This is a genomic window from Metabacillus kandeliae (assembly GCF_021166585.1).
Lineage (GTDB): Bacteria > Bacillota > Bacilli > Bacillales > Bacillaceae > Metabacillus_B > Metabacillus_B kandeliae.
The window spans coordinates 308,951-323,061 of record NZ_JAJOZE010000002.1; the positions used below are offsets into that span (position 1 = coordinate 308,951).

10 protein-coding genes are annotated in these 14,111 nt (G+C 43.1%); 5 read left to right on the forward strand and 5 right to left on the reverse strand.

Annotation, left to right across the window (positions count from 1 at the left end; genetic code table 11):
- Positions 1-78 precede the first annotated feature (78 nt).
- Positions 79-1,341 (reverse strand): hypothetical protein, encoded by a 1,263-nt coding sequence (locus LRR81_RS08595; RefSeq protein ID WP_231788935.1) that lies wholly within the window; start codon positions 1,339-1,341, stop codon positions 79-81.
- Between the two features lie 459 nt (positions 1,342-1,800).
- On the reverse strand, positions 1,801-2,541 hold the full coding sequence (gene map, locus LRR81_RS08600; RefSeq protein ID WP_231788936.1) for a type I methionyl aminopeptidase: 741 nt from the start codon (positions 2,539-2,541) through the stop codon (positions 1,801-1,803).
- A 584-nt stretch (positions 2,542-3,125) separates the two neighbouring features.
- Between map and LRR81_RS08605 the strand changes: the two genes are divergently transcribed.
- On the forward strand, positions 3,126-8,822 hold the full coding sequence (locus LRR81_RS08605) for a lamin tail domain-containing protein (protein WP_231788937.1): 5,697 nt from the start codon (positions 3,126-3,128) through the stop codon (positions 8,820-8,822).
- A gap of 371 nt (positions 8,823-9,193) precedes the next feature.
- Here the strand turns inward: LRR81_RS08605 and LRR81_RS08610 are convergent, their stop codons facing one another.
- A complete protein-coding gene (locus LRR81_RS08610; protein ID WP_231788938.1) occupies positions 9,194-9,529 on the reverse strand; it encodes a winged helix-turn-helix transcriptional regulator in 336 nt (111 codons plus the stop codon).
- A 106-nt stretch (positions 9,530-9,635) separates the two neighbouring features.
- Between LRR81_RS08610 and LRR81_RS08615 the strand changes: the two genes are divergently transcribed.
- The 4 genes from LRR81_RS08615 to LRR81_RS08630 all read left to right on the forward strand — a co-directional run bounded on the left by LRR81_RS08615 (position 9,636) and on the right by LRR81_RS08630 (position 12,907).
- Positions 9,636-10,019, forward strand: a complete 384-nt coding sequence (locus tag LRR81_RS08615; RefSeq protein WP_231788939.1) for a RidA family protein — start codon at positions 9,636-9,638, stop codon at positions 10,017-10,019.
- A 980-nt stretch (positions 10,020-10,999) separates the two neighbouring features.
- Positions 11,000-11,188, forward strand: a complete 189-nt coding sequence (locus LRR81_RS08620; protein ID WP_231788940.1) for a hypothetical protein — start codon at positions 11,000-11,002, stop codon at positions 11,186-11,188.
- A complete protein-coding gene (locus tag LRR81_RS08625; RefSeq protein ID WP_231788941.1) occupies positions 11,185-12,348 on the forward strand; it encodes an FtsK/SpoIIIE domain-containing protein in 1,164 nt (387 codons plus the stop codon). The genes LRR81_RS08620 and LRR81_RS08625 overlap by 4 nt, the downstream gene beginning before the upstream one ends.
- Positions 12,320-12,907 carry a replication-relaxation family protein gene (locus LRR81_RS08630; RefSeq protein ID WP_231788942.1) on the forward strand — a complete coding sequence of 196 codons (588 nt, stop codon included), beginning with the start codon at positions 12,320-12,322 and terminating at the stop codon, positions 12,905-12,907. The genes LRR81_RS08625 and LRR81_RS08630 overlap by 29 nt, the downstream gene beginning before the upstream one ends.
- 79 nt (positions 12,908-12,986) lie before the next feature.
- Here the strand turns inward: LRR81_RS08630 and LRR81_RS08635 are convergent, their stop codons facing one another.
- Together LRR81_RS08635 and LRR81_RS08640 are read right to left on the reverse strand one after the other, a co-directional pair.
- Positions 12,987-13,679: a peptidoglycan recognition protein family protein gene (locus LRR81_RS08635; RefSeq protein ID WP_231788943.1), complete on the reverse strand. Its 693-nt coding sequence runs from the start codon at positions 13,677-13,679 to the stop codon at positions 12,987-12,989.
- On the reverse strand, positions 13,679-14,089 hold the full coding sequence (locus tag LRR81_RS08640; protein ID WP_231788944.1) for a phage holin family protein: 411 nt from the start codon (positions 14,087-14,089) through the stop codon (positions 13,679-13,681). Before LRR81_RS08640 ends, LRR81_RS08635 begins: the two co-directional genes overlap by 1 nt.
- Positions 14,090-14,111: the final 22 nt, after the last annotated feature.

Below are 14,111 nucleotides of genomic sequence, written 5' to 3' on the forward strand. Positions count from 1 at the left end.
ACACCTCTGTATATACTGGTGTCTTGAGCAAAAATTGAAATGCTAGCATGAAGGAAGCACGAGAACCGTCCCCGTGCTTCATCGGCAAGCGGCTTCGAGTTCAATGGCGATCTTCTCGACAAGGCCTTCAATTGGGTCATGAGTGACGTTCACCATGCGCAGCGCGTCACCGTGGGTGACCACACCGAGAATCTGTTCTCCAGCGACCTGTGTCGTCATTGTTGGGCCCCACATTTCGAGTACATCCCGCTCTGCGGCAATTCCCCTGGCTACCCCGAGGTTCGTGATCTCTATATCTGCGCCAGTCGCGGCAAGCATCATCATCTCTGCGTCATCAGCGGTCGACGGAGCGAGCTGCGCAAGCATCAGAGCTGAGTTTCGAATCGTCTCCGGATCGCGTGCTGCCTTAAGCTGAGCGGCTGCACTGCGCGCGAGATCCCAGAACCCCGTAACAGCCGAATGGTCAAGGACAACCATGGTGGCAGCAAAACGGACGACGACATCTTCTGGTTCGGCAGCTTGGCGCAGGTCAATTGGCACGTTGATGCGGACCTGCTCACGATCCGTCGATTCAAACAGCACCGAAGCCGCCGCTGCGCATAACGCGGCCTGCACCGTGCAAGATTCGGCACGTGAGCGTTCAATTAGCTTTCGGGTACCTGCAACGCCGATGTCTTCGGCTTGAATGTGCGGAATCGCTCCATCAAAAGGACGCAATCGTCCAGGAGGCGACAAGATTGCTTCCTCCTCCACATCCGGTTCCGCAACAGCACTCTCGACGGTGGCGGCCGTCTGAGCGAGGCCTTCTAGTAATTCCTCCTGCGCCACAGGAAGGTCCGCTGGAAGCACGCTTTCCCCTGCTAGGATTGCCGTTAGGTCCTGTATAGCACACAAGGCACCGCGTCCATCCGTAATCTGATGAGCAAACGTCATCACGACAGTGGCCCCTGCAAGCCCATTCCCGGCAGGAATCAGTACCGCGCGTGCCAACGGGCCCGGAGCAGAACTGATTGGTGCCGTCTGTTCATAGGCTGCTTCGCGCTCCCACGTCGTCTCGCGCGCGACACGGACGGGAATTCTTCTGTCTGAGGAGCGAAATACAGCACCAGTGGCTCCGTGATCGTCATCGTCAGGGCGATGGACTTCGACGGCAAGCAGCGGATGGACCCGCTGCAGCCTCTGCAGCGCCTGAGTCAGCTCCTCTTCAGAGACATCACGAGTCAGCACGGCTGCCAGGGAAAATTGGACAGGGTTGCGATGCATATAAAGATCAATGATGCGTTCGAATGCACCGAGGGGACGAAGGTACTGTTCTGTGGTGCTGCCGGAAACTTGAGACATAGTGATCTACTCCTTTTTTTATCGTTTCAATAACATACAGGATCACATGCAGGCTGGTATTCTGATGTTGCATTAACAAGTGGGTTTCAGCTCAGATGGCAACTCTGATATATGTAGGGATCCATTTTCCGAGGCGGCTACTGTCTATGAGGGAAGGGGCGTAATCTACTAAACTTACTTTTTTCATCACAAATTCTTCCAAAATCATCATACAGCTATTCACTTACCCCTGTTGAGGTTGCATAAACCGCTTTATTATCTCGGAAGCAGAGGGACGGTTCTTTTCAATGCGATCCATTAATAATAGCTATCCGAATTTTTGAACTCTGTGACTCCATCGGTGCCGACACAAAAAACAGACGCAGCAGATCATCTGTATCGAAAGCAAAAGGGCCGGCTCTCAGCAGAACCGCCCCCTTGCAATGTAGACTTATTTCGTTTTAAGATCTCCCTATACCATTAAAGGGTTAAAATAACCGGACCGTTTTTCGTAATAATGATTGTATGTTCAATCTGAGCAACATAACTTTTTTTGGTAGCAAATGTCCAGTCGTCTTCCATTTGGAACACTTCTTCTTCAGAGGTGGAGATAAACGGTTCGAAGGCGATGACCATCCCTTCCTTTAATAGCTCATTATCCCACGGATCATTGTAATTTAAGATATGGTCAGGAGCTTCATGGATGGTGCGTCCAATCCCATGTCCTGTAAGGTTCTTGATAACGGTGAACCCATGCTGTCTGGCTGTCTCGAAAACGGCTTTTCCGATTCGGTTTTTTTTTGAGCCGGGTTTGGCTTTCTCAAGGCCCGCTTCAAATGCCTTTTTCGCCGTCTCACATAGTCTCGTTAACACTTCTTCGCCTTTTCCCACTACAAACGAAATTCCCGTATCAGCGAAATAACCGTTCTTGGAAGCAGATACATCAATATTGACGAGATCCCCTTCCTGAATCACCCGGCCACCCGGAATCCCATGTGCCACTTCTTCATTCACGCTAATGCACGTAAACCCAGGAAAATCATATTCGCCTTTTGGCGCTGAAACGGCCCCTGCTTTTTCAAAAAGTTCCCCTGCCAAATCATCCAGTTCTTTTGTCGTTATGCCAGGAACCGTCCGCTGCACCAGTTCATCCCGGATGGACGCGATAATTTTGCCAATCTCCTTTAAACCATTAAAATCTTCTTCTGTTTTTGCAATCATTTTTTGTCCCTCGTTTTCTTTTTTTCTTCTATACAGTCATTATTCCTTTATTACGTTTAAAATACCAAGGTTACGCTTCACGATCCATTCAGCGGACGAAAGGAAAGCAAATACCATTTGTATGGATTGAATCTGTGAATGGAATAATCCAGCTTATATTAAGAGCATGGATTACGATGGTTAAGGAGCTTATCCTCCTATTTTTATTTAGAAGTAAACACCAGATGTAATTTTTGTTTTTATTCAATTTACTTCACTTTTACAACGCTAATGAGACAGTCCCCGTTATCAAATTTTGTCTGTTCTTGGAAAAAATTAAATTTTATGTAAAGGCTTCTCCCTTTTACATTACCCGAATTGATCAAAAAATTTGCATAAAATACAGATTTAATGCGTTTGGATGTAAATCCGTTTACATAAAAATTAAGAAAATCTTTACATTTCCCTTTCATTCAGAAAATCTTCTTAATATTTACTTGCTATTATTTCGTTTAGAGAAATAGTTAGGAGGGATTAACAGAAACACATTTTTGCCGTTCATTTTTAAACTTTTTTTAATACGAGTATGGAGGATATGAAGAACAATGAAAGCAAACAAGCCTACTAAAGTTTTATCCGTCACCATGGCCCTTTGTTTAGTTGTACCCAGTGCACTGCCGCTTTTTCCGTCAAAAAGCCACGCAGAAAGCCTGGTTGTAAACAATCCAGCCGGTTCTACTGTTCCATTAGAGGGAACCACCGACCCTTCCAATCCCCAAACAGCTGATGCGCCGAATACGGAGGTGGAATCAGGAAGTGCAAGCACCGCAAACCCTGCATCCGGTACGACCAGCGGCAGTACTAATTCCGATACGCACTCAAGCGAAGAAACAACTCCAGCTGGCAATACGGAAACTACCCCATCAGCCAATGAAGGGAAAAGCTCTGCGGGAGCTCAGAACCAGGATCCAAATCATGCTGCTGTAAACCAAGTACCGGTTATTGAGCACACACCTGTAACAACAGCCAGTGCCTTGCAGGATCTGAAAATTTCAGCTGCTATTACTGACGATAATGAATTATTCGAAGCCAAGCTTTTCTATCAAACTGGCAGCAATGCAGAGTTCAAGTCACTTTCTATGATAAAAGGAAACGGCTCATCCTATGAAGCTGTCATTCCAAAAGAAGAGCTTGTCTCACCTGCTCTTACCTATTACATAGAGGTAAAGGATTCTGCCAACACAACCGTTTACCCGACAGATCAATCCAAGCAAGCTGTTTCTATCACTGATTTGGCGACGGAAAACTTCAACCATTATCCTAAACTGTTAATCACTGAAATCAGTCCGGATTCAATGGCAAGCGGTACAGATCAATTTGAGTATTTTGAGGTTTATAACAATACTGATAAGCCTATGGACTTATCCAAATACTCTTTTATTTATCATTACACGACAGGCACTACTGATATCCCTTTAACTCTTCCAAAGGCAACACTTGAGCCGAAAGAAACGAAAGTATTTTGGTTCAACACAGGAAATAAAACTTTAAGTGACTTTAATGCTGAATTCCACGTGAACTTAACAGGAAATCAGGTGGTTCCTTTTACAAGCGCCGGCTTTAGTGGTTTTGCTAACGGCGGAAATCGCGCTGTTGTTGTCAAAGATCCCCTCCAAAATGAAGAAGTGGTCTCTGCAAGCTATGTCCAGGCAGATGAAGGACCAGGCCTTACAGCTGTATACAAGTACCCTGCTTCCGGAACGGCAATGAGCATTTTCAAGCAAAAAGCGAATCCAACTCCAGGGACACTGGAAGATGGACAAGTTCCCGCTCAGCCTGTAAGTGTTTCTGATCAGGAAAAGGATACGGCTCCTCCTGTTATCGAGCACACTCCAATAGCAGCAGCCGAGGGATTTGCAGCTGTAAAAGTTCAGGCTAAAGTCACCGATGATAAAGCAGCAGCACCTGCAGTAAAGCTTTATTATAAGAAGAAAAGCGAAGCGGCGTTCCATTCTGAGGACATGTTTTTAAGCGAGCAAACGCCTTCCCTGTTTGAATCGGAAATTCCGGCAGTATCTGTAACTGAAGATCTTGTCTACTATATTGAAGCAGCAGACGGCACAAATACAGTTAAAACAGACGAGGCTGAAATAACAGTACAAAACACTGAGCTAAATTATGACAAGCTTCCAAGTCTGCTTATTACAGAGATTGTTCCTGATTCAACTAATGTAGGAACGGCAGACGGCTATGAATTTATTGAAGTATATAACAATACCGATAAAGATCTTAATTTCAAAGATTACAAGCTTCAGTATCGTTACAGCAAAGATCCAAATACAGACGTAATCTGGGCATCAATCCCTGATGATGCGATTATTAAATCAAAGGGAACTTTGGTATTCTGGATTATTAACAGCCAAAACCGAAATTCAACGGTTGCTGATTTTAACCAAAACTATGGCACCAACCTTGTGGAAAACCAGGATATTGTAAGAATCTATTCAGATGGGATGGCAAATTCATCTCTTAGAACATTGGTAGTTGCCACTAACAGTGATGAAGAAATCTCAGAAGCAAGCTATATGGATGAACCTGAAATTGATGATACAGCTGCGGATAAAGGCATTATGTACCAATATCCTGTGGACGGCTCTAAAAACATGGTAAAAATCAGTTATGGCAAGGACATGGCTACACCAGGAAGTGTAACTGCTAAACAAGTTCCTGCCAAAACTGTAACTGTGCCGGATGACAATGAGAAGCCGGTTATCGAAAACCTGACAACCCAAACAACCGTTAAACAAAGCGAAAACATTAAAATCACTGCCGATGCCCAGGATAATATCCAGGTGAAAACTGTAGTTCTTTACTACAAGCTGGACGGGCAGCAGGACTTTACGAAAGTGCTTCTTCAAGAGGACTATAACAATTTATTATTCAACCATGTTATTTACTCACCTGATTTAATCGGAAAGAAAAATGTAGAGTATTATTTTACTGCTTCTGACGGAAGCAACGAAGTGACAAGTGACCATTATAAGATCGATGTCACATCTGATAAGAGTGATGCCCCTTTAAGATTAAACGTGAAGGATGGACAAATTTTATCTGGAGAGCAAATCATTAAAGGCACCTCCTCTTCTGCAGCGTCAGACACTATCCAACTCTATATTGACGGAAAAGAGCAGAGCCAAGGAACCTACCATGCCGTGGAAGATGAAGCCTACCTGGCATTTGATGTCAGCGGAGTAAATACATTCTTCCAAAACGGAGTCACTATGGGAGATGAGGTACTCCATATTTTTGATGACTTTATTGCTGATTGGCAAACCATAACAGTTCCTATAGATCCAAATAAATTGCAATTAGGAAACAATGTTTTCACGATCCGCTCTGGTGACAAAGTTTCGCCGTTCATTACGGAGAAAACTGAAAACCGCGATGATTATAAGGTAAAAAACGTCCGATTGGTTTTATCTGACGGAACAACAATCAAAGACGCTGCATACTCAAATCCAGCAACTGCGATTGCAATGAATGATGCCCATGCAGCTCAGGATTTCACATTTGCCCTGTCAGATAGTGAAGTCCCTTCTAAAGCTTTTAAATGGAACACGGAAGATGCAGGTGATGGAACGCATACTGTTAAAATTACTGACGGGGTGAATGAGGATATTACAGCAGAGGTAAAGGTTGATAATACCGCACCTGCTATTGTACCGACCATTGAAAAGGATAAAGACTATAAAGGCGAATTTACTATTGATGCGGCTGTTACTGATGAAATTGCAGGGGTTGAAAACCAGGAAGTAAAACTGGATGACAAAGTAATTGCTGTACCTCTGAAAACAGCTTCATCTCAACTTGCACCTGGCAGCCATTCTTTAGAGATTACAGCCAGTGACAAAGCCGGAAATACTTCAAAAATGGCAGTGCCATTTTCAGTCGCGAATGAAAATCCGGCAAAGCCGGAACTTATTTCACCTGCTGACGGAGCTGGAAGCATTGTGGGAAGTCCTCAGCTGAAAGTAAAAGTAGTAGATCCTACCAATGATGATATGAACGTAAGCTTTTACAGAGGGTATACATATAATGCCGCTAATAAAGCAAGCGTAAAAGCCTTTAAAAACACAGCAGAGGTTGAACCGCCGCAAACCATGGCTCCTGAGGGCGAAACGGCGATGACAGATGATGAATTGGAAAAAGTGTCTTCTGTTGATGGACAATACCTAAAGACAGAATCCAGTACTAAGTTCCCGTATCACCGTTTTGATGTAACCCTTGACAGTTCAGTAGACAATACCGATATCGTGGAATTGAACTGGGCCGGTAAGTCTTTAAATGGCAGAAAAGTAACCATGTATGCGTGGAGTTATGATCAAAACCGCTGGATGCCTCTTGTATTTAAAATTGCAGGAGATGAAGATTTTACGCTGAAAGCCAATGTAAAAGTGGACGAGTTTTCAAAGGATCATAGAGTTCATGTCATGATTCAGGATGAGATTCCTTCTTCTCCGGACGACTATGATTATACGTTTGTTTGGATGTCTGATACGCAATATTATTCAGAAAGCTATCCGTGGATTTATGACAAAGAAACAAGCTGGATTGCTAAAAATCAAGATGCGTTGAAGATTAAATACGTGATCCATACCGGAGACCTGGTGGATGAAGCGGACAAGCCTTATCAGTGGGAAAATGCCGATAAGTATATGAGAGTCCTGGATGATGCCAATGTCCCATACGGTGTTCTTGCCGGAAACCATGATGTAGGGCATAAATCCGAAGACTATACGGAGTACTACAAATATTTTGGAGATCAGCGCTTTAAAGATAAGAGCTATGTAGGAGAATCTTATAAAAATAACAAAGGTCATTATGATTTAATCTCCGCAGGAGGAAACGATTATATTATTGTATATATGGGCTGGGGCATAACCGACGAGGATATTGCCTGGATGAACAAAGTCCTTGCTGAGCACCCTGACCGGAAAGCTATTTTAAACTTCCATGAATACTTGCTTGCCTCAGGTTCACGCAGTCCGATAGGCGACAAGATATATAATGAAGTCATCCTGCCTAACAAAAACGTGTTTGCTGCCCTTTGCGGACATTATCATGAAAGCAAAGAATTAGTGGATGAAGTAGATGACAATGGAGATGGAACTCCTGACCGTAAAGTGTATCAAATTCTGGCCGACTATCAGGGCGGACCGGAAGGCGGACAAGGATATATGCGCCTTCTGCATTTTGACACAGATCATAACCGTGTCATTGTAAACACTTATTCACCTTATATGAACGATTATAACTTCTATGATGAGGACAAGTATCCAGGAAAAGACGAATTCATTCTAGACCTGAATCTTGAGCCTGAAAACAAAGTAGTGGAAACAGACAGCTTCTCAGTTAACGTCTATACAGACACAAAAATCGGTTCTGTCGATCAAGTGAAGAGCGGAAATACTGCGGAAGTAAGCTGGAATGGTTTGGCTGGTGCTAACACCTACTCCTGGTACGCAGTCGCTGAAGATCATTATACCGGGAAATCCACTTCTGACGTCTGGTCCTTCGCAAAAGGAACGGATGTTGTGACAAATCCGGGCGGCGGCACTACTCAGCCTGGTGATGGCTCTGGCAATCCGGACGGCGGCACTACTCAGCCTGGTGACGGCTCTGGCAACCCGGGCAACAATGATAAGCCTGAGGTGAAACCTGTCCAAGGGCAGCCAACAGCTCTTGAATTGAAACCAGAAATAAACAAGGCTCCGGTAGCACGCATGGAAATTAAAAAAGAAGTACCGCTTTACAAGAAGAAAGCCGATGGTACTTATACCAAATCAGGTCTTACTGCAGACCCTGGAAATGTATATGTATACGGTAAAACAGACGGTGCCTACAACGTTGGCGGAGACTACTACATCCTTGATAAGGACAGCAGAACTCCGCGGATTGGACGTATTCTTATTAAAGATACGATGAAAATGTATACACCAGACGGCAAGCTGTTCCGCACCCTTGAAGCCGGGGAAGCTGTTAGAGTTTACGGCTATGACGGCGAATCATTTGATGTGGGCGGCGGCTATTATGTAGAAAAAGAGAAAGACACACTATTCTACACTGGGCTTATTGATGTATTAAACGATCTTAAGCTTTATGACGAAAATGGCAAGGCAGCCAAAACCCTTAAAAAAGGAAGCCAATACCGTGCTTATGATATAATTGGCGACAAAATTTATATGGGCGGCGGATATTACGTAATGGCTGACAAATCAAAACTGTACTACAACAGCAACTAATTATAAAAAAACCAAAAACTGCACCCCCTTGTTCGAACCACATGACAAGGAAGGTGCAGTTTTTGGTTTGGGGGACTGTCCCACTGGCCTTGTAAGACTTTAAAATAATTCGATATTTTCAAAAATGAGATTTTATACACAACAAAAAAACTCCTATTGTAGAAGTTGTTGATCTTGTTTTGTTCCCTTAAACAAACAAGTCTTCTACAAAGGAGTAAATAGCTTGAGGAGAGAGGGAATGAAATAGAATGGATTCAGTAAGAAAATTCGTCAGAAGACGCTTTTCAATCTACATCTCTAATTAATTTTCCGAGATTAGACCGCTGAATCAATATTCAAACACAGAGTATGGTCAAAGGACCATTACGGTATTATTTTTGATTTTCTTCTCCCCACTCACATAACTGTTCCAGGATAGGAAGGATCGTTTCTGCTTTATGAGTAAGACTGTACTCAACTTTAGGAGGGATTTGAGGATACTCTTTACGGTTGACCATCCCAGCTGCTTCTAATTCTTTAAGTTGTGTACTTAGTGTTTTAAAGGTAATGGTTCCAATTCTATTTTTGATTTCGTTAAAACGCATAACTTGATTTTCTGATAAGAGATAAAGAATCAGCATTTTCCATTTTCCACCTATTACAGACATTGTATAACCAAAAGGCGTTTCATGAATATTACCTTTTTTCTCAAAATCACTCATGCTCATAATGGTCACTATCCTTTCTGGTAGTATCTATCAAAAAAGTGCGTACTGTTTTTTCATTAAAACCCATTTTATACTTACCATAGTTCTTAAAAAAGGAGAGATTAAAATGAACAATATTAAAACTTATAATCACGACCTTTGGGATCACGGAATTTCTCAGGGTTACCGTGTGGATCATACAATTTATATCTCGGGGCAATTTTCTCACAATGAGAAAGGGAATTTCATTGGTGAGGCCGACATCAAAACTCAAACAGAGCAAACTCTTAAGAATTTAGATCATGTTTTGAAAGGGTTTGGCGTCACGAAGTTCAACCTCGCTTATGTTGAAATCTATCTAACTCAACCACCAGCACACGCTGAGGAAGTCATTAATATGTTTAAAGCATATGTAGACACACATCGACCGGCTGGCAGCTTAATAGGAGCGAACCACTTAGCATTCCCTGGCCAGCTTATTGAAATTGCTGCGATCGCACACTCCAGTTAAGGAAGCAGAGGGACGGTTCTTTTGCTTCCTTAGCAGCAGAAACCGTCCCAGTGTTTACCTCAACCATTATTTGTTGTTTAAATATGCAAAATCATGAAACTGGTATTGCATGCAACTCTCTTATATAATACCTTTTTATATTTTTTTATATTGTGGATTATGATGTCTTCTGCATCCAAACAAATAACATCCTTTTTCAATAGGTGGGTCGAATAGTATTGGAGGACGATTAACTTCCATGACCCCCTTAACAGAACGTTTTAAATAGTCTATGTCATTGTTTAATCCATCAATATATTCTTCTTTTACTCCGGGTTTCCATTCCCCATCATCTATAAGAGCCTCATTTAATTCTTTATATAAAAAAGAGCGAGCACAAGGCATCACTCTCTCAGAAAAACTTAGGACATAAATATAATCGACTTAAAAATCTACTTACTCGTTTTTCACCCTTAACCGATGAGACAGAAGAAATGCTTCATTATCTAGTAGAGAGAATCGATGTTGATGAAAAGGGCAATCCTTTAATTACCTACAAGTTAGAAATACAAGTTTAGCTATGTGCATCCTCTTTTAAAATCATCTGCGACACACACTCAACATGCATAGTATTGGCTATGGTGAAATTCCTTATTCCTCTGAACGGTTCAATATAGACTGCATCGGTTTTATTACCGGTGCTTTTTTCTTTATGGTAGTTTATTTTCCTTGAACTTGTCCACATTCCGTGGTCATTTTGTGGTCATGTGGTCAAGCTCACAAAAGGTTACCTGTAGGTATGCTGCTCCAGTATACTCACGGGTAACCTTTTTATTTTAGCCGGACAGACAACGAAAAGGTTACTCGTAAATACACTAACTTTGTAGATTTGAGTTTACCTGCTGATACACTCATGGATCTACTACTTGAAATACACTTATCCAAGCTGAAACCCTTGCAGCAGCAAGAAAAACGAAAATTATTTAGAAAGAGGGATGAAGATGTGGGTTGTGGGAGGAGTAGGAGCCGTGATATTGGGAGCTGCCGTTCTGGAAAGAAGATTAGTCAAAAAGGGAAAGTATATGGAGGCTGAATTATTCAATTCAATCGTGGGAGGAGTTTTAGCTTCTGGAGTAGTTTGCGCAGCTGCTTGGTTTATTATGCATGCGGTGAGGAGGTTTATTTTGTGATCAAAGGCTTTCTGATGAAAATGAAGCTCCGGAATGCCTTTAAACAGGCCGACTTATCCCATTCCTATGAGAAAAACGGGAATCGGTTCAAGCGTTACCCCTCAGTCAATATCTTTGAGGAAAACAAAGACTATCTCTTCTACAGCTTTTATCTGCCGCTTGGGATGAATCCAACTGATCTGAAGAAGAAGGAATACGTGCTCTCCCAGGTATTCGGCAGCCGGTATGAATTGAAAGGTGACGGGATCCGGTACACGCTAAAGATTTACACCAATGAGCCGGAAACCAAGTTCGACTTTGAATTGCCAGAGCTCACCGGGCGCATTCCGGTACTGGCTGGCAAAGATCAGCTCGGGAATATGCTCTCTTTTGATATGGTTGAGAACCCACACTTGCTGATTGCTGGAGAAACGGGATCAGGAAAGAGCGTGACGATCAGGATGATTTTAACGGCCCTTATCCTCGCCAAAAGGAGTGAGATAGACTTTTACCTTGCTGATATGAAACGGAGCGAATTTCACCTGTTCCGGCACTGTGAGGGTGTGCAGGCGGTCATGACGAAAAAAGAGGAACTGGCACTTTGTTTGTCTCATCTTCGGAAAGAGATGAAATTAAGAGGAGATCTACTGGATGAAACCGAATTAGACCACATCGACAAGTACAACAGCAAGTATACCAGTCAGAAGAAAAAATACATTATTCTCTGCATTGATGAAGTGGCTTTATTAAAGAAAGAAACAAAGCTGATGGATGTTGTGGAGGAGATTTCCTGCATTGGCCGCGCTCTCGGTATCTTCCTTATTCTCTCCATGCAAAGGCCGGACAGCAAAGTGTTAGAAGGGCAGCTGAAGAATAATTTAACGGTACGCTATGCCTTTCAGCACTCGGATAAGATCAACAGTGACATTACGCTTGGAAGAGGCACCAAAGAGGATGCGTCCAAACTCGAAAGGCCTGGTCAATTTTACTTCAAGAATCAAAGTACGGTTATGGTGCAGGCGCCCTTTCTCACAATGGAAAGAGCTAAAGAACTGCTGGAGCCGTATAAAGTCAGGCCATATATTGATGTTGGGGCCGAGATCATAGAACAGGATGATTTCTCTCCGCTGCCGTCCATCGAGGAGGTAAGCGATGAATCAAAGGGATCAGGCGATTCTTAACGATTTGCAAAAATTCAGGGTGATGGAACGGGATCATATTGCGCAGCTGCACTTCAGTGAAAACAAAGACGGCAAACAAAGCTGTAATAAGGTGATGAAGCGCCTGACTCGGGATGGTTTCGTAGACGTAGACCATTCCAGACGGCCATATCAATACTTCCCCGCCCCCTGCCCCTTTAAGAAGAACAGCACCAAAATTCCTCATTATAAGGAAATAGTAGACTTTTATATCGATCTGTCCAGGATCATCAAGCCGTCTAAGTTTGAAGTGGAGTTTCGCACCACTGGGAACCTGGTCCCTGACATTTACATGACATGGAGCAATGCATCTTTTTTCGTGGAGATCCAGAGAAACATCTATACAAAGAAGGTAATGGAAGCAAAAGTGGAACGGTACCGGCAGTATTATTTAGGAGGAGAGTGGAAGGAGTATTCAAAGCATTTCCCGCTTATTTGGTTTATTACCGAGCATACGTACAAAATCGACTTTGATCCGCTGCGTGTTTATCAGACAAAGAATGTAGAGGAAATGATTGAGCGCCATATGACAAGGAAATAAAAAAGAAGGGCTCGCTTTCCACGGCGGGCCCTTCAAACATAATAGGGTACTACGAACATACGTTCATTGTACACTAACTCTATTTAGCTTTCAACCTTCCATCTTCAATTGCTTTCACAACACCGTTAATCAAAGAGAAAATAGTATTTTCTTCAGATGTAGTGATTTTATAGTCCTTCGCCGCAATTCCATAAGAAGAAAGCTTATCCAATACATGCTTTTGAGCATCTGTATTTTCCACTGTTTTCACTTCAGCTGTCACGCCTTTCACCTCCTTTACCGCTTTATAAGCTGCTACCTGCCGCAAAAACTCTCCCTTATCCAGCCCAGTACCTGGACAAGACTTCGGAGCATGCTCCCGATGGAACATCAGCTGAGCTCCGTTTTCATAGATCATGTAGTGCTGCAACTTCAGCATGGAATCTAACTGTGCCCCTTCCAGCTTGTCATGACCCTTATCGAAGTTTCCAAGAGTTTCCGTCATAAATGAGCCTGTATTAAAGCCGGTGATGCCGGCAGGCGTTACATTCAGCGGACGACCAGTTACAAACTTTCCGTCAGGCATCAGGGTTACATGCTGCCCAATGTCGGACCACCCACGTGTGTTTACGTGGTAATCCTTCATCCCTTGCTGCAACTGGAGATGATTCTTGCCGTTAAAATCGGAATGATCCGGCTTATATGTGTGATGGAATTGAGAAATCTTGAACTTGATACCTGACTTTCTAATGCGGTCGATTAACTGATCAACCGTTAAAATTTCGAATCCCATTACACTTCCTCCTTATGAATAACCACTTTATCCGTGACAATAGGAACCTCGATGGTTTTTTCTTGTGTTTCCTGCATCACATGGAGCTTGTCTTGAATGAATCCAGGCACCGGGACGCCGATCTGAGAAAGATTTTCCACGATGGAGAGTGCTTCGTTCACCAAATAAAAAATGACCGTAGCAACCGCCACCGCCCCTTTTAAACCAAGTATAATATCTACGACATTTGCAACAATGATGATGGCGAATACCCCGACTTTACGGGCATATCCGTACAGCGCATTCCGGCTACGGAGACGCTTTTCTTTAATGGCTCTGAGCACCCCTGTTAAGATATCACAAGCCATAAGGACCATGAGTAAATCGAGGAACTTGACGTCCCCGAATAGATAAGAATGAATGATTTGCATATAATTTCCCCCTAATATAAAA